Annotated in this window: 18 protein-coding genes, 3 tRNA genes and 1 rRNA gene; 14 read left to right on the top strand and 8 right to left on the bottom strand. The window is 74.5% G+C overall.

Features of this window, described 5'->3' with window-relative positions; genetic code table 11:
• The first annotated feature begins 188 nt into the window (after positions 1 to 188).
• Positions 189 to 305: ribosomal RNA gene (gene rrf / locus POD19_RS01415) — 5S ribosomal RNA — on the top strand.
• A gap of 132 nt (positions 306 to 437) precedes the next feature.
• Here rrf and POD19_RS01410 read toward each other — a convergent pair.
• Positions 438 to 866: a hypothetical protein gene (locus POD19_RS01410; protein ID WP_144818759.1), complete on the bottom strand. Its 429-nt coding sequence runs from the start codon at positions 864 to 866 to the stop codon at positions 438 to 440.
• A 131-nt stretch (positions 867 to 997) separates the two neighbouring features.
• Here POD19_RS01410 and POD19_RS01405 point away from each other — a divergent pair.
• A tRNA-Pro gene (locus POD19_RS01405) sits at positions 998 to 1,074 on the top strand.
• A 65-nt stretch (positions 1,075 to 1,139) separates the two neighbouring features.
• Here the strand turns inward: POD19_RS01405 and POD19_RS01400 are convergent.
• The 5 genes from POD19_RS01400 to POD19_RS01380 form a co-directional block, all read right to left on the bottom strand.
• Complete coding sequence (locus POD19_RS01400) at positions 1,140 to 1,502, bottom strand: GNAT family N-acetyltransferase (protein ID WP_070709497.1); 363 nt, start codon at positions 1,500 to 1,502, stop codon at positions 1,140 to 1,142.
• Positions 1,503 to 1,559: 57 nt separating this feature from the next.
• Complete coding sequence (locus tag POD19_RS01395; protein WP_144818760.1) at positions 1,560 to 2,057, bottom strand: carboxymuconolactone decarboxylase family protein; 498 nt, start codon at positions 2,055 to 2,057, stop codon at positions 1,560 to 1,562.
• 92 nt (positions 2,058 to 2,149) lie between these two features.
• A complete protein-coding gene (locus POD19_RS01390; RefSeq protein WP_020625722.1) occupies positions 2,150 to 3,709 on the bottom strand; it encodes a DUF5129 domain-containing protein in 1,560 nt (519 codons plus the stop codon).
• Positions 3,710 to 3,770: 61 nt separating this feature from the next.
• Positions 3,771 to 4,511 carry an NADPH-dependent F420 reductase gene (locus POD19_RS01385; RefSeq protein ID WP_020625723.1) on the bottom strand — a complete coding sequence of 247 codons (741 nt, stop codon included), beginning with the start codon at positions 4,509 to 4,511 and terminating at the stop codon, positions 3,771 to 3,773.
• On the bottom strand, positions 4,498 to 5,400 hold the full coding sequence (locus tag POD19_RS01380) for a fumarylacetoacetate hydrolase family protein (protein WP_020625724.1): 903 nt from the start codon (positions 5,398 to 5,400) through the stop codon (positions 4,498 to 4,500). The genes POD19_RS01385 and POD19_RS01380 overlap by 14 nt, the downstream gene beginning before the upstream one ends.
• Before the next feature lie 65 nt (positions 5,401 to 5,465).
• On the opposite strand from POD19_RS01380, the gene POD19_RS01375 reads away from it, so the two are divergent.
• From POD19_RS01375 to treZ, 4 genes are all read left to right on the top strand, one after another.
• Complete coding sequence (locus POD19_RS01375; RefSeq protein ID WP_020625725.1) at positions 5,466 to 6,509, top strand: aldo/keto reductase; 1,044 nt, start codon at positions 5,466 to 5,468, stop codon at positions 6,507 to 6,509.
• Positions 6,510 to 6,567: 58 nt separating this feature from the next.
• The gene (locus POD19_RS01370) at positions 6,568 to 7,026 is read left to right on the top strand and encodes a hypothetical protein (protein ID WP_020625726.1); all 459 of its coding nucleotides are present in this window, start codon (positions 6,568 to 6,570) and stop codon (positions 7,024 to 7,026) included.
• Positions 7,027 to 7,087: 61 nt separating this feature from the next.
• A complete protein-coding gene (treY, locus tag POD19_RS01365; RefSeq protein WP_136940012.1) occupies positions 7,088 to 9,568 on the top strand; it encodes a malto-oligosyltrehalose synthase in 2,481 nt (826 codons plus the stop codon).
• Positions 9,565 to 11,556: a malto-oligosyltrehalose trehalohydrolase gene (gene treZ / locus POD19_RS01360; RefSeq protein WP_136940011.1), complete on the top strand. Its 1,992-nt coding sequence runs from the start codon at positions 9,565 to 9,567 to the stop codon at positions 11,554 to 11,556. Before treY ends, treZ begins: the two co-directional genes overlap by 4 nt.
• A gap of 13 nt (positions 11,557 to 11,569) precedes the next feature.
• Here the strand turns inward: treZ and POD19_RS01355 are convergent, their stop codons facing one another.
• A complete protein-coding gene (locus POD19_RS01355) occupies positions 11,570 to 12,871 on the bottom strand; it encodes a DUF4032 domain-containing protein (RefSeq protein ID WP_100058879.1) in 1,302 nt (433 codons plus the stop codon).
• 107 nt (positions 12,872 to 12,978) lie between these two features.
• Here POD19_RS01355 and POD19_RS01350 point away from each other — a divergent pair, with 107 nt between their 5' ends.
• From POD19_RS01350 to POD19_RS01330, 5 genes are all read left to right on the top strand, one after another.
• On the top strand, positions 12,979 to 13,851 hold the full coding sequence (locus POD19_RS01350) for a DsbA family protein (protein WP_100058880.1): 873 nt from the start codon (positions 12,979 to 12,981) through the stop codon (positions 13,849 to 13,851).
• A 128-nt stretch (positions 13,852 to 13,979) separates the two neighbouring features.
• Positions 13,980 to 14,056, top strand: a tRNA-Thr gene (locus POD19_RS01345).
• A 449-nt stretch (positions 14,057 to 14,505) separates the two neighbouring features.
• Positions 14,506 to 15,783 carry a S8 family peptidase gene (locus POD19_RS01340; protein ID WP_340309274.1) on the top strand — a complete coding sequence of 426 codons (1,278 nt, stop codon included), beginning with the start codon at positions 14,506 to 14,508 and terminating at the stop codon, positions 15,781 to 15,783.
• Between the two features lie 200 nt (positions 15,784 to 15,983).
• A tRNA-Val gene (locus POD19_RS01335) sits at positions 15,984 to 16,057 on the top strand.
• A gap of 166 nt (positions 16,058 to 16,223) precedes the next feature.
• Positions 16,224 to 18,140, top strand: a complete 1,917-nt coding sequence (locus tag POD19_RS01330) for a threonine/serine exporter family protein (RefSeq protein WP_136940027.1) — start codon at positions 16,224 to 16,226, stop codon at positions 18,138 to 18,140.
• A gap of 13 nt (positions 18,141 to 18,153) precedes the next feature.
• Here the strand turns inward: POD19_RS01330 and POD19_RS01325 are convergent, their stop codons facing one another.
• Positions 18,154 to 18,831, bottom strand: coding sequence for a uracil-DNA glycosylase (locus POD19_RS01325; protein ID WP_136940010.1), 678 nt, complete (start codon positions 18,829 to 18,831; stop codon positions 18,154 to 18,156).
• A gap of 36 nt (positions 18,832 to 18,867) precedes the next feature.
• Here POD19_RS01325 and POD19_RS01320 point away from each other — a divergent pair, with 36 nt between their 5' ends.
• The 3 genes from POD19_RS01320 to groL all read left to right on the top strand — a co-directional run bounded on the left by POD19_RS01320 (position 18,868) and on the right by groL (position 22,205).
• Entirely contained in the window at positions 18,868 to 19,212 is a 345-nt protein-coding gene (locus POD19_RS01320) for a DUF3263 domain-containing protein (RefSeq protein WP_240756375.1), read from the top strand.
• A 3-nt stretch (positions 19,213 to 19,215) separates the two neighbouring features.
• Positions 19,216 to 20,247, top strand: coding sequence for a LytR C-terminal domain-containing protein (locus tag POD19_RS01315; protein WP_136940008.1), 1,032 nt, complete (start codon positions 19,216 to 19,218; stop codon positions 20,245 to 20,247).
• Between the two features lie 320 nt (positions 20,248 to 20,567).
• Positions 20,568 to 22,205 (top strand): chaperonin GroEL, encoded by a 1,638-nt coding sequence (groL, locus tag POD19_RS01310; protein WP_340309273.1) that lies wholly within the window; start codon positions 20,568 to 20,570, stop codon positions 22,203 to 22,205.
• The last annotated feature ends 18 nt before the right edge of the window (positions 22,206 to 22,223 follow it).

Raw genomic sequence — 22,223 nt, 5'->3', positions numbered from 1 at the left:
TTATCCTATTGCTTGCTTCAAGGTGATGGGTTGGTGTTCGCGTCCACTGTGCGGTTGTCTGATTGCAACCGGCTGTCTGCTTGTTGGTGGGTGGTTGAGGTGTTTTGAGTTGAATAGTGTCACTGTTGTGTGACCCGTAGGTTTCCCTGCTGTTGCCCGTGTTGAGGGTGGTGGTGTGGGGTTAGGGTTACGGCGGTCATAGCGTGGGGGAAACGCCCGGTTCCATTCCGAACCCGGAAGCTAAGGCCCACAGCGCCGATGGTACTGCAGCCGGGAGGTTGTGGGAGAGTAGGTCGCCGCCGGACATTCTTTGAGGGAGGGCCTCGCACCGTTGGGTGCGAGGCCCTTCCCGCATTCCCGGGAGGATTCACCGGGCGGCCCCGTGCGATCTGCACGGGGCTTTCTGCGTTCCGGGGTGCCTCCCCCCCCCGCGGCGCTCAGAGCTCCTCGCCGGCCCGCAGTCGTGCCGTGAGCGCGCGGGTGAGTCGGCGGCGCAGCCGGCCGTGCTCCGTGCCCTGCTCCCGAAGGCGCGCGTGCACGGCGTCGGCATGGGCCGGCTTCTCCGAGTCGGGGAGTGCGAGGAAGTCGCGCAGCAGCGGCTCCAAGCGCCCGGTGAGGGCGATCACGAGCTCCTGGGTCTCCACGGGCCGTGTGCGCTGCAGGCGAGTCCAGGCTGGCGCGTACTCGGCGGCGTGCTCGACCATCTCCCACGCGAGGGCCCAGCTGTCCGGGCGCAGTCGGTGCCGCTCCGCGCGCAACAGCTGTCGCAGGGCGGCCACGGCCTCCTCGAGCTCGGCAGCGGCCGGGGCGCCGTCGTCGTCGGGGGAGGGGCTCACGGAGGAACGCAGGAACGGCCACCAGCTCATGCCGGCCTCTCTCGGATTCGTCGGGTGCGCAGAGGTCTCACGCGTGCGATTCTGCCCCGCATCTCGGTTTGGCGGCACCCGGCGTGGCTGGTATAGTCGCTCTCTGTTGGATTCAGGTCTGAGACCTCCAACGGGGTGTGGCGCAGCTTGGTAGCGCGCGTCGTTCGGGACGACGAGGCCGCAGGTTCAAATCCTGTCACCCCGACCAGAAAGAGCCCCCGCCGGATCGGCGGGGGCTCTTCTCGTCTCCGGGTGCTCACCGGGTGCGGGGCGTCAGTCCTGGCGGGACTCCAGGAATTGCAGATGCTCGGGGCGCGCCGGGTCCACTTCGCCGGCCACGTCGTCGTGTTCGTCCACCCAGTCCTTCACGTACGGGCACACGGGGACGATCCGGCGGCCCGCGGCCACGGTGTCCTTCAGCGCCTCGCGCACGAGGGTCGAGGCCAGGCCCCGGCCCTCGTACTGGTGGTCGACCTTGGTGTGCGGGAAGATCCGCTGGGCCGGGCCGTCGGCGGTGTCGTCGTCGATCGCCACCGTGAAGCCGGCCACCGTGCCCGCGTCATCGACGACGATCTCGTACCTCTCCCCGTTCTTGCGGACCTGCGGGTGCTCCAGGCTGGGGGTCTGCTCGGTCATGGTCGGTCCTCTCGTTCCTGGGTGGATCCCGCCGCCGGGCCGGCGGCGGGGAAGGGGTCAGCCGTCCCGGCGCCGCACGGGGTGGTGAGACAGGATCGAGATGCGGTTCGTCAGGTTCATCACCATCGCGACCCACTGCACGGCCGCGGACTGGGCGTCCGTGAGCGCGGCGGCCGTGGAGGCCTGCACGTAGTTCAGCTGCTCCTGCTCGGGGAGGTCCGTGACCGCCTCGGCGAGCTCGAGTGCGGCGCGCTCCTGCTCCGAGTACACGGCCCCGGCCTCACGCCACGCCGGCAGCAGCCCCAGGCGCTGCACGCTCAGACCGGCGTCGGCGCCCTGGCGGGTGTGCCGGTCCAGGCAGAACACGCAGCCGTTGAGCTGGGAGACCCGGAGGTTCACAAGCTCCACGAGCTGCCGGTCCAGCCCGGCCTGCTCGGCGGCACCGCGCGCGGCCGAGGCCAGCGGTCCGACCGCGTGCCACGCCTCGGGCACGGCCTTGTCGAGGAAGAACGCGAGGGGGTCCTGGCGGGGTGCGGGGGTGTCAGCGGCGGTCATGGTCCTTCACTGTCTCGCAGAACGGGGCGGTGGGCCACGGACCGGGTGCCCGGCCCGGACGGGCTTCCGGCTCAGATCCGGCCCCGACCGGCTCAGAATCGGCCGGACGAGCCCGCCCCGGAGAACGAGCCGCCCGAGGATCCGTAGCCGGTCCCGGAGGAGCTGGACTGCGCCTGGCGGTGGTCCTGGACGGACCGCTCGCCGGCCTGGTGGCCCGTGGTGAAGGCCACCACCGTCCAGTAGGCATCCGCCGGCAGCGCGGAGTCCAGGATCGAGCCGCGCCCGGACCGGGCCGGGCCACGGTGCGAGCGCAGCTCGTCGCGCAGCAGCTCACGCTCGGCCTCGTCCTTGCCGAAGGCCGCCACCTCGGCGTCGGCGAGGGCGGAGACGAGCCCGGTCAGGCGACGCCGCAGCGCGTCCAGCTCGTCCAACGCCGCGGCCGGGGTCAGGCGCTCGTCCTGCAGGTCCGCACCCAGCGCCTCGAGCCGGTCCTGGGCCTCGGTGCGGAAGGACTCCAGCGCGGCGACCGCGGACCGGACGGGTCCGGCGGAGCCGACGGAGGAGGCCAGCGTGCCGACGGCGTCCAGGTCGGCCCGCAGCGGGGCGGTCTGCTGGTCCCACGCCGCCGGCCACCCCGGGTGGCGGTTGAGGAAGGTGTTCGCCGCGGCCACGGCGTCGTCGAGGCGGTCGAGCTCACGGGCGCGGTCCCGGACGTCCTCCGCGGCCCGGGCATGCTCCGTGCGATGCAGGCTGCGCTCCGGCAGGGCCTCGAGGCGGTCCAGCTCCGCCGACGCGTCGAGCGTCTGGCGCCGGAAGTTGCGGAAGCGCTCCATCAACGCGGCCGCGTGGGGCGAGTCCTCGGGCACCGTGGACGCGTTCACCTCGGTGGCGTCCATCTCCAGGGTGACGGAGGTCAGGTGGGTGCGGGCCTCGGCCAGCAGGTCGGCCGTCCGGCGGCGGCGACGCCGTCGGCTCGCGAGTGCCGCGGCCGCGGCGCCGCCGCCCGCCACACCGACGATCCCCGCGCCGAACCACAGTTCGGGAGCCTGCCACCAGGGGCGCCCGATCAGCTCGGCGGCGGCGTCCGTCACATCCACGACCGTGTCCGTCCACCGGGCCGCACGGGCCGCCTCGTGTCCGGCCTCGCGCACCTCCCGCAGCCGGTCCGTGCTGAGCATCCGGTCCTGGCCCACGTACACCCCGATCAACCGGTTGTCCGGGTCGAGCGCCACGATCACGAGGTCGTCGGCCCATTTCTGGCCGTCCGCGCTGATCCAGTCCGGGTACTCGGCGCGAGCCCGCTCGAGCACCCGCCCGTTGAACGCCTGAGACGCGCGGTCGTCGTCCAGCGCGGACAGGTCCGGGCCGCGCTCGGTGACCACGGCGACGCGGGTCGGCTCCCGGAACTCGATCCCCGCCAGGTCTCGGCGCAGCTGGGCGGGGTCGATCACGCCCGCGTCATCCACGAGCTCCACCTGGTCCCAGGCCACGGCGTGGGCCTGCGGCGCGGCGGCGACGACGGCGCCCGTCACCCCCGCCGTGACCGGCAGGGCGACGACGGTGGCGGACGCCGCCGGTCCGGTGAGGGCGGCGGCGGACAGGGCGACCGCGGTGAGCGTGCGGCGGGCGATGCGGTGCGGCGGACGGGTCACGGGGCCTCCTGGACGGGTCGGCGGTCCCGCCCAGCCTAGGTACCGCCGGGCGGGTGGCGCCTCAGCCGGTGGGCGCGTCGGCGAGCAGCGCGGCGAGCCGGCCGGCGTCGTGCGCGGTGCCGAACCCCGCCGCCCCCGGCTCGAGGACCCCGGCCCGGTCGAGGCCCGTGTAGGGGACCGCGTCGAAGCCCATCGCGGTGACGAGGGCGACCACCGTGTCGCGCGCGGCGGCGACCGCGGCCGGCTCGGGCGCCGCGTCAGTCCGCTCGGTGCCCACCGCGAGGGCGCGGCGCGGGGCCGTGGCACGCCCGGCATCCTCCAGGTCGTGGTGCGAGATCTCCGAGAACGCGCGCACGACGGGCACGCACAGCCCCGCGGCGGCCCAGCGCGCGGCGATCCGGACGGAGCCGGGCGCGCCGTCGTCGTCGAGCCACGCCGGGACCGGCTCGTCCCCCCACGTGTTGGTCAGGTCCACCACGGCGCGCGTGGCCGGCCCGGCGAGGGCGAGTGGGTCGACGTCGTCCAGCGCCTCGCGCGGCACGGCCACGACGACGAGCTCCGCCTCCGCCGCCAGGTCCTCGGCCGACACGGCGACGGCCTTGGGCGCGTAGATCGTCAGGTGGCGCTGGACCGCCGCGGGGCGCCGCGTGCCCGCGACCATCACCCGCGGGGCGGCCGTGCCCGGGGAGAGGCGGGGGATGCGCGCGATCGCACGTGCCAGCGCGGTGCCCGCCCGCCCCGCACCGAGGATGCCGACGACGCGGGGCAGGGCGTCCGCCGGCGCCGCCTCAGACGAGCTCATTGCGCTGGCGTCCCAGCCCGGTGATCTCCACCTCGACGACGTCGTCGGGACGCAGCCACGGGCGGCGGCCCTCGGCGTCCCGGCGGGCCAGGGCGACCCCTGCGGGCGTGCCGGTCAGGATCAGGTCACCCGGGTTCAGGGTGATCAGCTGCGAGGCGTAGGAGACCAGCTCGGCGGGGGAGAAGACGACGTCGGCGACCCTGTCCTCCTGACGCAGCTCACCGTTGACGTGCGTGAGGACGCGCGCGTCCGCCGGGAACTCTTCCGGGGTGACCAGCCACGGACCCACGGGCGTCGAGGCCTCCCACACCTTGCCCTGCAGCCACTCGGAGGTGCGGCCCTGGAAGCCGCGCATGGAGATGTCGTTGGCCACCGCGTAGCCCGCGATGTGCTCCGGGGCGTCCTCGACGGCGATGCGTCGGCCCGGCTCCCCGACCACGATGCACAGCTCGCCCTCGTAGTCGACCCGGTGGTCCTCCTCGGGGACCTCGATCGGGTCCAGCGCACCCGTGAGGGACTGCGGGAACTTCGCGAACAGCGTCGGATGCTCGGGGCGATCCAGGCCCGTCTCGTCGATGTGGTTCGTGTAGTTCAGGCCCACGCAGAACACCTTGGTGGGGAAGGGCACGAGCGTGTCGTAGACGAGGCCGGAGGTGTCCAGCAGGAGGGACCGGTCGGCCTGCGCCGCGCGGAGGGCACCCTCCACCATCTCCCGCTGCTCCTCCGGCGTGGCGGTGAGGTACTCGCCGACGTCGCGACAGTCCGGCAGGGCGACGGCGCGCACGGCGACCTCGGGGTCCTCGGGGTGCACGGAGGTGATGACCGCGGCGAACGTGGCGCCGGGGTAGGCGGCGTCGGAGTCGGGCTGGCGGAACGTGGCGAGCTTCATGGACCCATCCCATCACAGGGCGGCGGGTCCGGACCCGGGGCGGGCGGACGTGAGACGGTGAGGCCATGAGCACAGCCTCCACGCATCCGCCGCTCGACCTCGACCCGACCCCGGCCACCCCGATCGTCCTCGGGACCATGGCCTGGGGGTCCGTTCCCCCGCCGCCCCCGGACGCCGATCCGGGGGCGGGGCCGGAGGGGCCCGCGGGCGCAGCGCAGGCCGAGGCGGCCGTGGAGCGTGCCCGCCGCGCCCTGCGCGCCGGGATCGAGGCCGGCGTCGACCTGCTGGACACCGCGGACATCTACGGGGCCGGCCGCTCCGAGGAGACCGTCGGCCGGCTGCTGCACGAGCTGCCCTACGAGGAGCGCTCCGCCCTGAAGGTGCAGACCAAGTGCGGGATCGTCCTGCACGAGACGGACCCGGCCGGGCGGCGTCTGACCCGCTACGACTCCTCGCCCGAGCACGTGCGCGCCTCGCTGGAGGGCTCGCTGTCCCGCCTCGGCGAGCAGCGCGTGGACACCCTGATCATCCACCGGCCCGACGTCCTCACGCCCGTGGCCGACACCGTGCGCGCCTTCCTCGACGCGCGGGAGGCGGGCCTGGTCGGCAAGCTGGGCGTCTCCAACCTCGGCGTGGGCCGCGTCCTCGAGTTCCAGCGCGAGCTCGAGAGCCAGGCGGCGGACGGGACCGGGCTGGCGTGCGTCCAGGTCGAGCTCGGCCTGCACCACCGCACCCTCGTGGAGGCGGTCGTGCTCGCCAACCACCCGGACGCCCCCGCGGACGCCGACGCCGGGCGCCTCGGCCCGGTGTGCGCCGCGGAGGGGATCGAGCTGCAGGCCTGGGGTCCGCTGGGGCAGGGTCGGTTCAGCTCCGGCGACGACGGCGCGGCCGGCGTCGTCGGCGAGGTCGCGGCGGAGCTGGGCGTCAGCCGGGAGGCCGTGGTGCTCGCCTGGCTGCTGCGCCTGCCGTGGGGCGTGCGGCCCGTGATCGGCACCCAGGACCCGGAGCGCGTCGCCGCGTGCGCCGAGGCGGCCTCCGTGGCCGAGGCGATGGACTCCGCGCAGTGGCACCGCCTGTGGACCGCGGCGCGGGGCCGGCCGCTGCCTTGACGAGGCGCGACCGGCCGCGTGCCCTCCCGCCGGAGTGAGGCCTGTGTCACACTGGGACATGGACTTTGCGAACGTCGACCTCGTGACCCCCTGGATCCTCTACTGGCTGGCCTCACTGACCCTCGTGGTCGGCGGCACGCTCGTGGTCGTCGGCCTGTGGCGTGCCCGGCGGCACCGGCGCTTCGCCGCGACCCACGGCCGCAACCCGGAGATCGGACTCCTCGAGGACACCCGCACCCAGCGCGGGGTCGGGGCTGTCGCGCTCGCGGCCGCCGTCGCCCTCGGCGCGACGGGCGCCGTCCTGCACGTCCAGGGTCTGGACGCGTTCCGCGGCAACCTCGAGGCGAAGTACGGCTACACCGCGGTGGACCGCATCCGCCAGTCCGGCCCCGGCTTCGTGGCCGATCTGACCCAGGCCGACGGCACCGTGCTGCGCGACGAGATGGTCCTGCTGGAGTCCTCGGGCGAGCCCGTCGTCGGGGAGGACATCTTCGCCCGTCCGGTCGAGACGCGGTGACCTTCCCGCCCCGGCCCGTCGGGCCTGATGCCGCGTCGGGGGCCTCTGTTAGCGTCGCCGCGTGAGCACCTCGACCGTCCGTTCCGCCCCCGCGTCCACCTACCGGCTCCAGGTCAGCCCGGATCTGCCGCTGGAGTCCGTGGCCGGGCTCGTGCCCTATCTGCGGCGCCTGGGCGTGGACTGGCTCTACCTCTCGCCGCTGCTCGAGGCCGAGCCCGGCTCCGACCACGGGTACGACGTCGTGGACCCCACCCGGCTGGACGCCGCCCGCGGCGGGGCCGAGGGGCTGGACATGGTCGCGCGCGCCGCGCACGAGGCGGGCATGGGCGTGCTCGTGGACATCGTGCCGAACCACGTGGGCGTGGCCACGCCCCAGGCCAATCCGGCGTGGTGGGACGTGCTCACCCACGGTCCCGAGGCGGCGCATGCGGCGTGGTTCGACGTGGACTGGGCGGCCGGCGGCGGGTCCCTGCTCATCCCCGTGCTGGGAGACGGCCCTGACGGGGACGCGGACGCGGAACTGGACCGTCTCGTCGTCGACGCCGAGGGCGGCCGTCTGCGCTACTGGGACAACGTCTACCCCCTCGCCCCCGGATCGCTCGAGGCGGCCGAGACGGAGACCGGGCTGCGCACCGCGGAGGTCTTCGCGTCGGCGGACCCGGCGAAGGAGCCGACCGCGGAGCAGGCCCGCCTGGCCCGCGCCGTGCACGACCGCCAGCACTACCGGCTGGTCGGCTGGCGCCGCGGCGACGCCGAGCTGAACTACCGCCGCTTCTTCACCGTCACCACGCTCGCGGGCGTCCGGGTGGAGGAGCCCGAGGTCTTCGACGTCGTCCATGCCGAACCCGCCCGCTGGGTCCGCGAAGGGCTCGTGGACGGGCTGCGCGTGGACCACCCGGACGGCCTGGCGGACCCGGCCGGCTACGCGCGGCGCCTGCGCTCCCACGTCCTGCCGGAGGGCTACCTCGTGGTGGAGAAGATCCTCGAGCCCGGTGAGGCGCTGCCCGCTGACTGGCCCGTGGACGGGACCACCGGCTACGACGCGCTCGGCGAGGTCGAACGCGTCTTCATGCATCCCGAGGCCGCGGGCGATGCGGCCGAGGACGCGCGCCGTCGTCGGGAGTGGGGCGAGGCCGTGGTGCGGGCCAAGCACGACGTGGCCACCGGCTCCCTCGCGGCCGAGACCGCCCGGCTGGTCCGGGAGGTCCGCGCCGTGCACGCCCTCGGCGCCCACCCGGACGAGGACGTGGCCGCCGCGTTCGCCGCCGTGCTCGCCCGCCTGCCCGTGTACCGCACCTACCTGCCCGTGGGCCTGGCCGTGCTCGAGGGCGCGCTGGCGGACGCGGCCGAGGCGGAGCCGGGCCTCGCCGACGTGCTCGGTGACCTGCGGCCCGAGCTGACCGACCCGGACTCGCCCGTGGCCCGCCGGTTCCAGCAGACCTCCGGCATGGTGATGGCCAAGGGCGTCGAGGACCGGTCCTTCTACCGGTACACGCGGTGGGCCAATCTGAACGAGGTCGGCGGAGACCCCTCCCACGTCGCCCTGTCCCTGGCCGACTTCCACGCCGCCCAGCAGGCGCGCCAGGCCGCCTGGCCGACGGCCATGACCACCCTGAGCACCCACGACACCAAGCGCGGTGAGGACGTGCGCGCCCGCATCGCCGTGCTCGCCGAGGAGCCCGACCGCTGGGCCGCCGAGCTCGCGGAGCTGAGGCGCCTCCACCCGCTCGGCCACCCCGACGCGGAGCGGCTGCTCTGGGAGTCCATCGTGGGCGTCTGGCCCACGGACGGCACCGCGCCGGAGGAGGAGCGGATCCTCGGCTTCCTGCAGAAGGCCTCCCGCGAGGCGGCCCTGGCCACCACCTGGACGGACCAGGACCCCGAGTTCGAGGCCCGGCTCGCCGCGCTCGCCGCCGCCGTCACCTCCCCCGAGGGGCCAGCGCGGGGCGTGCTGCAGGCCGTCGCGGACCGTATCGCCGAGCCCGGCCTCGTGGTCCAGCTCGGCCACAAGCTCGTCCAGCTCGCCGCCCCCGGCGTCCCCGACGTCTACCAGGGCACGGAGGTGCCCTTCCCCACCCTCGTGGACCCGGACAACCGCCGCCCCGTGGACTTCGCGGCCCGGGCCGACCTGCTGGACCGCCTCGACGCCGGCCACACGCCCGGCCTCGACGACCCCGCCGCCGCCAAGCTGGCCGTCGTGGCCGGCGTGCTGCGCGCCCGCCGCGACCGGCCCGAGCTGTTCACCGGCCACCGCCCGCTCGACGTCTCCGGCCCCGCCGCCGAACACGCGATCGCGTTCGACCGGGGCGGGGCGCTCGCCGTGGCCACGCGCTGGCCCGTCCGCCTCGCGGCCGCGGGTGGCTGGGGCGAGACCGTCGTGACCGTGCCGGCCGGGCGGTGGGAGGACGCCGTCACCGGCCACCCCGTCCACCCGGACGCGCGCGGCGCCGTGCGCCTCGACGAACTGCTCAGCACCCTGCCCGTCGCGCTGCTCGTCCCGGCGCACGCCCCGTCCGACCGCCGAGAGAGGACCGCCCCGTGACCGAGCCCCGTCCGGCCGACGCCCCCGCCCCGGGCCTGCACCCGATCGGCTCCGACCCCGTGGACCCCGCCGCGGCCGAGCGGGCCGCCGTCGATGCCGCGCGCGCCATCCCCTACGCCGTGTGGGCGCCGCACGCCGAGAGCGTCGACCTCGTCCTCGTCGACACCGAGCCCGGCGCCCTGCACGACGCCGAGGACCGCTGGCCCGTCGCCGCCGTCGTGGCGATGGACCCCGCCGCCGGAGGCTGGTGGACGCCCACGGAGGACCCGCTGGCCGCCCTCGGCCTCGACGCCGCCCAGCCGCCGGCCGACCCCGGCTACGGCTACCGCGTGGACGGGGCGGACCCCGTGCCGGACCCCCGCTCCCGCCGCCAGCCCGACACGGTCCACGGGCCCTCCCGCCGCGACGTCGCCGGCCGCGTCTTCGCGTGGCCGGACGAGGGCTGGGCCGGGCCGCCCGGGGTGGAGTCCGATCCGGCCGCGCCCCAGGGCGGCGGCCTGCGCGGCGCCGTCCTCTACGAGCTGCACGTGGGGACCTTCACGGCGGAGGGGACCCTCGACGCCGCCATCGCCCGCCTGCCGCACCTGACGGACCTCGGGGTCACCCACGTCGAGCTGCTGCCCGTGAACTCCTTCTCCGGGCCGCGGAACTGGGGCTACGACGGGGTGGCGTGGTTCGCCGTCGACGAGTCCTACGGCGGCCCCGCCGCCTACCGCCGCTTCGTGGCCGCCGCCCACGCCGCCGGCCTCGGCGTGGTCCAGGACGTCGTGCACAACCACCTGGGCCCCTCCGGCAACTACCTGCAGGTGTTCGGGCCGTATCTGGGTCAGGGCGGCACCGGCTGGGGCGACGGCCTGAACCTGGACGGCGCCGACTCGGACGAGGTGCGCCGGTTCGTCCTGGACAACGTCCGCTTCTGGCTCGAGGAGATGCGCGTGGACGGGCTGCGCCTCGACGCGGTGCACGCCCTGCGGGACGCCCGCGCCGTGCACCTGCTCGAGGAGATGGCCGCGCTCGCGGACGGGATCGCGGCCCGTGCCGGCCGACCCGTGCCCCTCCTGGCCGAGTCCGACCTCAACGACCCGCGTCTGGTGTTGCCCCGCCACGCCGGCGGGCTCGGCCTCGCCGCGGCCTGGAACGACGACGTCCACCATGCCCTGCACGTGGCCGCCACGGGGGAGACCCACGGCTACTACGCGGACTTCGCCCCGCTGGAGGCGGTGGCCAAGGTCATGGAGCGCACCTACTTCCACGACGGCACCCGCTCCACCTTCCGCAGCCGTGACCACGGGCGCCCCGTGCCGGACACCATCCCCAACCATGCGTGGGTGGCCAGCATCCAGAACCATGATCAGGTGGGCAACCGCGCCGGCGGCGACCGCACAGCGGCCGTCCTGTCCGAGGGCGCGCTCGCGGCCGAGGCCGCCCTGCTGCTGACCGGCCCGCACGTGCCGATGCTCTTCATGGGGGAGGAGTTCGCGGCCTCGACGCCGTGGCCGTTCTTCACCTCGTTCCGCGAGCCCGAGCTCGGGGACGCCGTCCGGCAGGGACGTCGCCGCGAGTTCGCCGCCCACGGCTGGGACCCGGCCGACGTCCCCGACCCGCAGGACCCCGCCACGCGGGACGCGGCCGTGCTGGACTGGGCGGAGGCCGCGGGCGGCGCGGACGGCCACGGTCGGGGAGCGCGCGTGCTCGCCGCCTACCGCACCCTGATCGGCCTGCGCCGCACGCTGCCCCAGCTCACCGACCCCCGCCGCGACCGCGTCCGGGCCGAGGTGGACGCGGCCCGGCGCCACGTGCGCCTCACCCGCGCCGGCGAGGACGCCGACGTCGTCCTGCTCGTCGCCCTCGGCGCGGAGCCGCTGCCCGTGCCCGCGGACCTGACGCGGGCCGAGCTCCTCGCCGGCCACGGCGACGACGGCCCGCTCGGCCCCGGCACGGTGCCGGCGGCGGTCCCGGCCCCCGGCTTCCTGCTCCTGCGCCGCTGAGCCGCGTCCGGGCTCAGTCCGCGTCCGCGGGCGGGACGGCGCGCAGCATGGTGGTCGTGGGGTGCAGTGCCACCGCGTCCTCGTCGCGGCGGGCCCGCAGCACCGTGTCCACGTAGGAGTCCACCGCCTCCTGCAGGGGCACGGCCTGGCCGCGGGCCTCGGAGAGGTACCAGCGGTGCTCGAGGAGCTGGTGCATCACCTCGGCGGGCTCGAGCTTGGCTCGCAGCTCAAGGGGCACCGAGCGGACCACGGGGTCGAACACCTCCACCACCCAGCGGTGCGCCGCAGCCTCGATGTCCATGTACGGGTCCCACTCCCGGCGGGCGGCCTCGATGTCCACGAGCAGCCGGCGGGCCTGGTTCTCCTGGACCTCGAGTCCCGTGAGGCGGGTCAGCCGACGGCGGTGGTAACCCGCGTGGATCTCGACGGGCCGGGCGATCATCATCCCGGGAGCGTCGGCGGCGCGCAGTGAGTACTCGGCCAGCTCGAACCCGAGCTCCTGCAGGCGGCGGACGCGGCGGTCCAGGCGCCACGGCTCGGCGCGGGGGAACAGCAGAGGCTCGGTCAGCTCGTCCCACAGCCGTCGGTAGGACGCCACGAGCAGGTCCGGCGTGGTGACGGGGTCCACCTCCGGGTCCAGCAGCCCGCTGGCCTGCAGGTCCAGCAGCTCACCGCCCACGTTCACGGCGGCCACGTCCAGGTCGTGCTCGCGCTGGCCGTTGGACAGCCGCTCCCGCAGCTCGCCGGTCTCGGCGTCCACCAGGTGAGCGGCGAACCCGCCCGCGTCCCGCCGGAACAGGACGTTGGACAGGGAGACGTCACCCCAGAAGAACCCCTCGAGGTGCAGTTCCACGAGCAGCGTCGCCAGTGCGTCCATGAGGCGCACGAGGGTGCGGCGCTCGAGGCGCTCCGAGAACACGGCGCGGTACGGCAGGGAGAAGCGCAGGTGCCTGGTCACGAGGGCGGCGGGCAGGGGCGTGCCGTCGTCCTCCGTGCGTCCGGTGACCACGGCCACCGGCACCACCGACGGCGCCGGGCTCCGCTCGAGCCGGCGCAGCAGCCGGTACTCGTGGAACGCGAGCTCTTCGGTGGTCTCCTTCACCGCCACGATGCCCCCGCCCATCCGGGCGAAGCGCACCACGTGACGGGAGATGCCGCGTGGCAGGGCCGCCAGCACCTCACGCGGCCACGTCTCGAGGGGGAGCGCCCAGGGCAGGGCGAGCAGAGACGTCGCCGGGTCCTCGGTCGCGTCCCCCGACGGGGCGCCCGTGATGGTCAGTCGATCGACGGGGGAGGGGGTCTCGACGGTGTCCATGGTCACGATCCTTCCAGACAGGGCCGCTATGCTCGCCTGGCGCGGCGCGCCCGCTGCCCGCCGGCTCCGGTGCTCGACCCGGACCGACTGCCCCACGAGGAGGACCCTTGGCCCGGAACACGTCAGGCTCGCACACCTCGGCGACGGACGCTCGTGCGCGTGCCCGCCAGATCCAGGAGGAGCAGCGCAGGAAGGACAGCCGCCGCCGCACCGGCGTCATCTGGGGCTCGGTCCTCGCGGCGGTGCTCGTGATCGGCCTCGTCGTCGCGTTCGTGCTCAACCGCAACGGCGACGACGCCGCGGCCGCCGGCCCCATCCCCGCCGTGGCGAACGAGCAGGGCGGCATCGAGTTGACCTCGGCCACGGCCCTGGCGGAGGGCGCGGGAGAACGCGAGGTCGACCCCTCGAAGATCGAGGTGCCGAAGCAGGCCGCGAGCTCTCAGCCCGAGACCCTGCCGAACACCGAGCCCCGGGCGGACGGCGAGCCGACGCGGATCGTGCTCTACGCGGACTTCAACTGCGTGCACTGCGCGGACTTCGAGTCCACCAACGGGGACCAGATCGAGCAGTGGCTCGAGCAGGGCGAGGTTACGGTCGAGTACCGGATGGTGGACTACCTGAGCGCCCCGAACAACCAGAACTACTCGGCCCGCGCCGCCAACGCCGCGTACTGCGTGGCGGACCAGAAGCCCGAGGCCTACAACGGCTTCGTGGCCGCCCTGTTCGCCACCTACGACGAGCACCAGGGCAAGGGCCTGGACAACGCGGCGATCACGCAGCTCGCGCAGGAGCACGGCGCGGACATCGCCTCCTGCGTCGAGGACGGCACGTTCCGCTCCGCGGTCGAGCACACCACCCGCCAGGCGCGCGTCGCCGGCGTGGCCGGCACCCCCACCGTGTTCGTGGACGGGAAGAACTGGGCCCTCGACGGCGAGGACAAGACCTTCACCGATTGGGCGGGCGCCAAGATCGCCGGCTGACCCGGCTGACCCGGCTGACCCGTCGCCGAGGTCCGCGGGGCGTCCCCACGCAGGGGGCGCCCCGCGCCGTCCGCCCGGGCCTTGTACGCTGGAAGGGCCGGCCGCGGCGCCCCGGGCGCCGGCCGCAGGCCTCCTTAGCTCAGCTGGCCAGAGCAGCTGCCTTGTAAACAGCAGGTCGCCGGTTCGAATCCGGCAGGGGGCTCCACCCCACCGCGGGCCCGACGGCGCCGCGCACCTCCGCCGGGAGGGCGCGGCGCCGTCGTCGTGTCCGGCGCGGGCCGAAGCTGGGGCGCCGCTGTGCGGGTCTGCGGCCATCCGCCAGGTACGGCTGGCGGATCCGCCAGAGATGCCTCGACCATCCGCCAGACTTCGGCCCGCGGCCTCGTCGTGACGGAATCGTGACCTTACCGTGATCTCAGTCACCCCGGCCCGAGCCCCTCGGGCACCCGCACCCGGTGGCCCCGAACTCCCAGGAGATCCCGTGCAGTCCTCCACACCCCGCAGCACCCGCCGCCGCATCGGCGCCCTCGTGGCCGGCGCCGTCCTCGCCGGCGGGACCTTGACCTCGTCCCCCGCGCTCGCGGCCCCTCCGGCGGCGCCCCCGCCGCACCGGCAGCCAGCCCGACCGCCGCCTCGCCCCTGGCGGCGGCGCAGGTGGAGGACCCGAACGCCGACGGCTACGACTCCTTCATCGTCACCTACAAGGAGACCGCCGCCAACGCCCACGCGAAGGGCCGAGCCAACGCCTGGGGCAAGGCCGCGAAGGAGGCCGGCGTCTCCGTGAAGGAGCTGCGTGAGACCGCGCTCGGCTCCCGCGTGGTCAAGGCGGACCGCAAGCTGGATCAGGCCGAGTCCGCGAAGTTCATGGCCGACCTGAAGGCCTCCGGGGCGGTCGAGGCCGTGGAGCCGGACGCCATCCTCACCGCCACCGGCCTGAGCCCCGTGGACGCCCTCTACTCGCAGCAGTGGGGCTTCACCGGCACCCACGGCATGCGGGTCCCGGGGGCGTGGGACCGCACGACGGGCTCCGGTGCGACCGTGGCCGTCATCGACACCGGCATCACCTCCCACCCGGATCTCGACCGCAACGTGGTGCCCGGCTACGACTTCATCTCCAACAGCGCGGCGGCACGTGACGGCGGCGGCCGCGACTCCAATCCGCGCGACGAGGGCGACTGGTACGCCGCCGGCGAGTGCGGCACCGCCGGTGCCTCCGACTCCTCGTGGCACGGCACCCACGTGGCGGGCACCGTCGCGGCCGTGGCCGACTCCCGGGGCGTCGTCGGCGTGGCCCCGAACGCGAAGATCCAGCCCATCCGCGTGCTCGGCAAGTGCGGCGGTTCGCTGTCCGACATCGCCGACGCGGTCGTGTGGGCCGCCGGCGGCACCGTGGCGGGCGTGCCGGCCAACCCGAACCCGGCGGACGTCATCAACATGTCCCTCGGCGGCTCCGGCACGTGCGGCACCACCTACCAGAACGCGATCAACGCGGCCGTCTCCCGCGGCGTGCCCGTCGTCGTGGCGGCGGGCAACGAGAACCAGCCCGCCGCCAACGTGCGCCCGGCCAACTGCCGGAACACCATCGTGGTGGCCGCCTCCACCTCGCAGGGCGCCCGCGCCTCGTTCTCGAACTACGGCTCCGCCGTGGACGTGACCGCCCCGGGCGCGAACATCATCTCGACCGTGAACAACGGCGCCACCACCCCGACGACGGCCGGCCACGCCGCCTACAACGGCACCTCGATGGCCACCCCGCACGTCGCGGGCCTGGCCGCCCTGCTGCTGGCCGAGCGGCCGAGCCTCACCCCGGCCCAGGTCGAGTCCACCCTCAGGTCCACGGCCCGGTCCATGCCCGTGTCCTGCTCCGCGGGCTGCGGCGCCGGCCTGGCGGACGCCGCCAGGGCGGTCTCCTCCCTCGGTGGCAGCTCCTGACCGGAGCCCGCCCCGGGCGCCGGGACCTCGTTGGTCGCCCAGGGCGGTTTCGAGCCCGGCGCCACGCTGACCGACGCCTGACGTGCTCGTCGGCTCTCGATGGCCGCTCCGCCGTGCGCGGGGTGGCCGTCGCCCGGGTGGACAGGCGGCGCCGCCTGAGGTATCGTTTTTCGAGTTGTCACCCCCATGGGGCGACGCCCGGATCTTTAGCTCAGTTGGTTAGAGCGTTCGCTTCACACGCGAGAGGTCGCTGGTTCGAGTCCAGTAAGATCCACCGCAGCAGGGCCCTCCTCCGGGAGGGCCCTTTCGCGTCCCCGGGCCGCGGTGCCGACGGCCCCGGCGGGGGAGGTGCCGGCGTGGTTGGATGGACGCGTCGGCGGGGCTCGGCCCACCGCCGTGGCGCGTCCAGCGCCCGCACACGGAAGGAGAGGGTGAGCCGCATGGAGCAGGAGGGCACCCAGGAGCCGGCGCGGTTCGACCCCCGCATCGCGGAGCCCCCGGCCGTCCCCACGCTCATCCCCGTGCTGCGCCCGGCCGGCGCCGAGGATGCCGCGGCTGCCGGCGACCTCGCACTCGACCCGGAGGACCCCGGCCTGCTCGACCTTGACCCGGCGGAGTCCGCCCACCCGGCCGCGGTCGCCGTCGAGCCGACGGAGCCGCTGCCGCCCGTGGTCCGCCCCGCCGCCGCCGATCCGGTCCCGGAGCCGGAGCCGGAGCCGGAGGAGCCGGCAGAGCCGGAGGCGGAGACGCTGCCGGAACCGGCCGCGGACGCGCCCCTGACCGAGCCGCCGCTGTCCGAGCAGGTGCCCACCTCCGTCCTGGCGCCCGCGGAGGCCGACGGCGCCCTGCCCGCCCCGGAGATGATCCCCGAGCCGGACGTCACCGTCCCGGACCCGGTGGTCCCCGTGGGCCCGGCCGAGAAGCGCGGGCGTCGGCGCGGCCGGCGCTCCCGCGAGGTCTTCGTCGAGAACCTGCCGACGCAGGCGCTCGTGCTGGCCGACCGCCTTCACTCCTCGCCGTACGGGCGCCGCATGCGCTCCACGCTGCAGCAGCGCCGCGCGGAGGCGCAGGCCCTTGAGGCCCGCACGACCCTGGACTTCGCGCTCAAGCTGGGCGAGACGATGTTCAGCTTCGGCGCGGCCTCGCTGGACGTGGAGACCTCGATCATCGTGGCCACGCAGGCCTACGGGATCCTCGAGACCGAGGTGGACCTGACCAACCAGTCCATCTCCCTGAACTACGCGCCCGACTCCTCACGCGGCGAGGCCCCGTTCACCCTCCAGCGGGTGGTCCGCTCGTCCTCGGTGAACTTCGAGGGGCTCGTGGCCGTCCACCGGCTCGTCGAGGAGATCGCCGCGGGCGAGGTGGACCGGGCCGAGGCCCAGCGCCGGCTCGTGGAGATCCGGCATCAGCCCAAGCCGTTCCCCGCCGTCTTCGAGGTCCTCTTCTCCGGCGTGTTCGTGGCCTGCTTCGTGCCGTTCATCGGCGGGACCTGGACGGGCGCGGCCCTGGGCATGGTCTCCACCTGGCTGGTCTTCTGGCTCAAGGTCCAGGCGGACAAGGCGCGCTTCCCGGAGATCTTCTCCACGATGTTCGGGGCGATCACGGCCACGGTGATCGCGCTGATGGCCCACGCCCTCGACCTGCCGGTCAACCCGGCGCTGGTGATCGCCGGCGGCATCATGATGCTCCTGCCCACGGCGAGGTTCGTCACCGCGGTGCAGGACGCCATCCACGGCTTCCCGGTGACCGCCGCGGGCCGCTTCCTCTCCGCGCTGCTCGTGTTCGCCGGCGTGATGGCCGGGATCATGATCGCCGTGGGCATCGGGGATCTCGTGGGATTCGAACAGCTGGACCTGGCCGAGGCGGGGACGCTGAGCTATCCGCCGCTGCTGCTGCTGGGCCTCGTGATGGCCGCGGGCATGGCGGACGCGGTGGTGGAGCAGTCGCGGTGGCCCCAGATCCTGGCCTGCGGTCTCGTGTCCGGGGCCGGCTTCGGCGCGTACCTGGCAGCGCAGCAGATCGGGGTCAGCGACCGGCTGGTGCCCGCGGTCGCCGCGGCGGCGGTCGGGTTCCTCGGCCGCCTGGTGGCCCAGCGGCTCGCGGCCCCGGCGCTCGTGATCGTCCTGCCGTCCATGCTGTTCCTGCTTCCCGGACTCACCATGTTCCGGTCCGTCTACGGGTTCACCGTGGAGACCGGGGCCACGCTGCTGGGCGTCGAGGGACTCTTCAACGCCGCGGTCATCGTCGTGGCGATCGCGGCCGGCGTCGCCTTCGGCAACACCCTGGCCAAGCCGATCACCGACCGGATGGGCACGCTGCTGCCCACCGAGCTCGTGATGCACCAGCGCGGCTGACCGGCGGCCCGGCTCAGTCGGGCAGGCGCCAGTCCACCGGCTCCGCGCCGGCCGCCTCGAGGAGCCGGTTCACCCGGCTGAACGGCCGGGAGCCGAAGAACCCGCGGTGGGCGCTCAGGGGCGAGGGATGCGGGGACTCCACGACGCCGGCCCCCGCCGCCGTCAGCAGCGGCGCCATGCGCCGCGCGTCGGCTCCCCACAGCAGCCCCACGAGCGGGGTGCCGCGCGCGCAGAGGGCCCGCACCGCGGCCTCCGTGATCTGCTCCCAGCCGAGGCCGCGGTGGCTGCCGGGTGCGCCGGCCCGCACGCTGAGGGCGCGGTTCAGCAGCAGCACGCCCTGGTCCGTCCACGCGGAGAGGTCGCCGTGGGCAGGCGGGGCGATGCCGAGGTCGTCGTGCAGCTCCCGGTGGATGTTGGCCAGGGAGCGGGGCAGCGGCCGCACGTGGCGGTCCACCGCGAAGCTCAGGCCGATCGGATGGCCCGGCGTCGGGTAGGGGTCCTGGCCCAGCACGAGGACGCGGACGTCCGCGAACGGCTGACGGAACGCCCGCAGGATGTGCTCCGGCGCCGGCAGTACCTGCTCTCCGGCCGCCCGGCGGGCCCGCAGCCGCTCGCCGACCTGCTCGAACGCGGCGGCCTGCGGGGCGAGGGCCGCCTCCCAGCCCGGATCCAGGGGCGCGATGAACTCCATGCCCCGAGGGTAGACCGGGTGGGTACAGTGGCCGCCATGTCCCACCCCACGCCCGTCTCGCCCGATCCGGCCCCGGACGAGGGTGCCGACGCGCGGCCACGGCGGGACGAGCTGACGGACCTGGAGCGTGCGGTCCTGGACCTGGAGGCCGCCACCTGGCGGTACGGCGGGGCCAAGGACCACGCCGTCCGAGAGCGTCTGGGGCTGTCTCCGACCGCCTATTATCAGGTGTTGAACGGATTGCTGGACCGTGAGGCCGCCCTGGCCTACCGACCCCTGCTGGTCACGCGGCTGCTGCGCAAGCGCGGCACCCGCAGCCGGGCCCGGAGGGGACCCGCGGATCCGGCGCCGTCCACGCCCGCTTCCCGCCAGGAGAACTGACCCATGGCCTACCAGCCCGACCGCTTCGACGAGGTCCCCGAGTACACGGACCAGCGCGGCGCGCACCGCGAGTCCTTCGCCGCTGCCGGCGCGACCGCCGCGGGCGGGGGTCGCCGCCTGAGCCCGCTGCTCTGGGTGGCCGGCCTCGTCCTGCTCGCCGGCCTGTTCGTGGGCGTCGTCCTGCCGTGGCTCACCGGCGACCGCTCCGAGCCCGTCGCCGCCGAGAGCTCGACGACGGCCCCGGCGGTCGAGCCGTCGCCGTCGCCGTCGACGTCGTCCGAGTCCTCCTCGGCGTCCTCCGCGTCGGCGTCGACTGCATCCGCGACCGAGTCCGCCACCCCGTCCGAGGACACGGCGGAGGCGTCCCGTTCCGCGGCCGCGGCCGAGTCCTCGCGGGCGGCGCAGGAGGCGGCCGCCGCCGAGGCCGCCGAGTCCTCCCGAGCCGCCGCCGAGGCCGCCGAGGCCGCCGAGTCGTCCCGTGCCGCCGCCGCGGCACAGGCGGCGGAGGCCTCGCGTTCCGAGGCCGCCGCGCAGTCCGCAGAGGCGTCTCGGTCGGCGGCGGCCGCCCAGGCGGCGGAGTCCTCGCGCGCCGCCGCGTCCCGTTCGGCCGCCCAGGCGGCGGAGTCCTCGCGCGCCGCCGCGTCCCGTTCGGCCGCCCAGGCGGCGGAGTCCTCGCGCGCCGCCGCGTCCCGTTCGGCCGCCGCGGCGGACGCCTCGCGCTCGCAGTCCGCGGCCGCGTCGAGCTCTCGTGCGGCCGCGCAGTCCGCGGCCGTGCGCGGCACCCACGTCACCGTGTACAACGCGACCCGTACCCAGGGCCTCGCCGCCTCCTACGCGCAGCGGCTCACGAGCGCCGGCTACACCTCGGTGGACGCGAAGAACTGGAGCGGCTACGGCATCCAGTCCTCCACCGTCCTGTACAACGGCTCGGCCAACAAGGCCGCCGCCGAGGCGGTCGGCAAGGAGCTCGGCTTCCCGGTCATGCAGACCCCGAACCTGCAGGTGAACGGCGTCGCGGTGGTCGTCACCGGCTGACCCGCCCGCCGTGCGGCCGTGCCGGACGCGCACCCTTCCCGGCCCCCCGGCGGGGCGCCTCCCGAGGCGTTCTGCCGGGGGCCGTCCGCCGTCCGCGGAAGAGCGGGCTCCCGCACCGCGGACCCTTTGCACTCTCCCGGTGCGAGTGCTCATAATGGGGTTAGCACTCCGAAGGCGCGACTGCCAGCCGTACCCCGGTCGGTCCGGCGCCGTGGAGGAGGACCTGTCCACCGATGAGGCCCCCAGGGGCCGTCCGTCGCGGGCATCGGCGCGGGTCAGCCACCAGAAGTAGGAAGCCGACGTCCAGAAAGGACCTGCACATGGCCAAGACCATCGCATTCGACGAAGAGGCCCGCCGCGGCCTGGAGAAGGGCCTGAACACCCTGGCCGACGCCGTGAAGGTGACCCTCGGCCCCCGCGGCCGCAACGTGGTGCTGGAGAAGAAGTGGGGCGCCCCCACCATCACCAACGACGGCGTCTCCATCGCCAAGGAGATCGAGCTCGAGGACCCGTACGAGAAGATCGGCGCGGAGCTCGTCAAGGAGGTCGCCAAGAAGACCGACGACGTCGCCGGCGACGGCACCACCACCGCCACCGTGCTGGCCCAGGCGCTGGTCCGCGAGGGCCTGCGCAACGTGGCCGCGGGCGCCGACCCGCTGTCCCTGAAGCGCGGCATCGAGAAGGCCGTGGAGGCCGTCACCTCTGAGCTGCTCTCCGCCTCCCGCGAGATCGAGACCAAGGACCAGATCGCGGCCACCGCCTCGATCTCCGCCGCGGACAAGCAGATCGGCTCCCTCATCGCCGAGGCCCTGGACAAGGTCGGCAAGGAGGGCGTCATCACCGTCGAGGAGTCCAACACCTTCGGCCTCGAGCTCGAGCTCGAGCTCACCGAGGGCATGCGCTTCGACAAGGGCTACATCTCCGGTTACTTCGTGACCGACGCGGACCGCCAGGAGGCCGTCCTCGAGGATCCCTACATCCTCATCGTCAACTCGAAGATCTCCTCCGTGAAGGACATGGTGGCGATCCTCGAGAAGGTCATGCAGTCGGGCAAGCCGCTGCTGATCATCGCCGAGGACGTCGAGGGCGAGGCCCTGGCCACCCTCGTGGTCAACAAGATCCGCGGCACCTTCAAGTCCGTGGCCGTGAAGGCCCCGGGCTTCGGTGACCGCCGCAAGGCCATGCTCGCCGACATCGCCATCCTCACCGGCGGCCAGGTCATCTCCTCCGAGGTGGGCCTGTCCCTGGAGAACGCCACCCTCGACCTGCTGGGCTCCGCCCGCAAGGTGGTCATCACCAAGGACGAGACCACCATCGTGGAGGGTGGCGGCGACGCCGAGCAGATCGCCGGCCGCGTGGCACAGATCCGCTCCGAGATCGAGAACACCGACTCGGACTACGACCGCGAGAAGCTGCAGGAGCGCCTCGCCAAGCTGGCCGGCGGCGTGGCCGTCATCAAGGCCGGCGCGGCCACCGAGGTGGAGCTCAAGGAGCGCAAGCACCGCATCGAGGACGCCGTGCGCAACGCCAAGGCCGCGGTGGAGGAGGGCATCGTCGCCGGCGGCGGCGTGGCCCTGATCCAGGCCGGCGCCAAGGCGTTCGGCGGCCTGCAGCTCGAGGGCGACGAGGCCACCGGCGCGAACATCGTCAAGGTCGCCATCGAGGCCCCGCTGAAGCAGATCGCCTTCAACGCGGGCCTGGAGCCCGGCGTCGTGGCGGACAAGGTCAAGACCCTCGACGACGGCCACGGCCTGAACGCCGCCACCGGCGAGTACGAGGACCTGCTGGCCGCCGGCATCAACGACCCGGTGAAGGTGACCCGCTCGGCCCTGCAGAACGCCGCGTCCATCGCGGGCCTGTTCCTGACCACCGAGGCCGTCGTCGCGGACAAGCCCGAGAAGGCCGCCGCCGGCGCCGAGGGCATGGACCCGATGGGCGGCATGGGCGGCATGATGTGATCAGCCGCTGAGCCGGCC

Origin of the sequence: Micrococcus sp. GPGPB33 (assembly GCF_037853785.1) — a bacterium.
Taxonomy (GTDB): Bacteria; Actinomycetota; Actinomycetes; order Actinomycetales; family Micrococcaceae; genus Micrococcus; species Micrococcus luteus.
Note: the sequence above shows the minus strand (reverse complement) of the source record. Positions and strands in the feature narration are given on the sequence as shown.

What these genes read in the sequence shown, in the direction of transcription:
- POD19_RS01410 (WP_144818759.1), bottom strand. Translation starts at nt 866, where the DNA reads ATGAGCTGGTGGCCGTTCCTGCGTTCCTCCGTGAGCCCCTCCCCCGAC.
- POD19_RS01400 (WP_070709497.1), bottom strand. Translation starts at nt 1,502, where the DNA reads ATGACCGAGCAGACCCCCAGCCTGGAGCACCCGCAGGTCCGCAAGAAC.
- POD19_RS01395 (WP_144818760.1), bottom strand. Translation starts at nt 2,057, where the DNA reads ATGACCGCCGCTGACACCCCCGCACCCCGCCAGGACCCCCTCGCGTTC.
- POD19_RS01385 (WP_020625723.1), bottom strand. Translation starts at nt 4,511, where the DNA reads ATGAGCTCGTCTGAGGCGGCGCCGGCGGACGCCCTGCCCCGCGTCGTC.
- POD19_RS01380 (WP_020625724.1), bottom strand. Translation starts at nt 5,400, where the DNA reads ATGAAGCTCGCCACGTTCCGCCAGCCCGACTCCGACGCCGCCTACCCC.
- POD19_RS01375 (WP_020625725.1), top strand. Translation starts at nt 5,466, where the DNA reads ATGAGCACAGCCTCCACGCATCCGCCGCTCGACCTCGACCCGACCCCG.
- POD19_RS01370 (WP_020625726.1), top strand. Translation starts at nt 6,568, where the DNA reads ATGGACTTTGCGAACGTCGACCTCGTGACCCCCTGGATCCTCTACTGG.
- POD19_RS01355 (WP_100058879.1), bottom strand. Translation starts at nt 12,871, where the DNA reads ATGGACACCGTCGAGACCCCCTCCCCCGTCGATCGACTGACCATCACG.
- POD19_RS01330 (WP_136940027.1), top strand. Translation starts at nt 16,224, where the DNA reads ATGGAGCAGGAGGGCACCCAGGAGCCGGCGCGGTTCGACCCCCGCATC.
- POD19_RS01325 (WP_136940010.1), bottom strand. Translation starts at nt 18,831, where the DNA reads ATGGAGTTCATCGCGCCCCTGGATCCGGGCTGGGAGGCGGCCCTCGCC.
- POD19_RS01320 (WP_240756375.1), top strand. Translation starts at nt 18,868, where the DNA reads ATGTCCCACCCCACGCCCGTCTCGCCCGATCCGGCCCCGGACGAGGGT.
- POD19_RS01315 (WP_136940008.1), top strand. Translation starts at nt 19,216, where the DNA reads ATGGCCTACCAGCCCGACCGCTTCGACGAGGTCCCCGAGTACACGGAC.
- groL (WP_340309273.1), top strand. Translation starts at nt 20,568, where the DNA reads ATGGCCAAGACCATCGCATTCGACGAAGAGGCCCGCCGCGGCCTGGAG.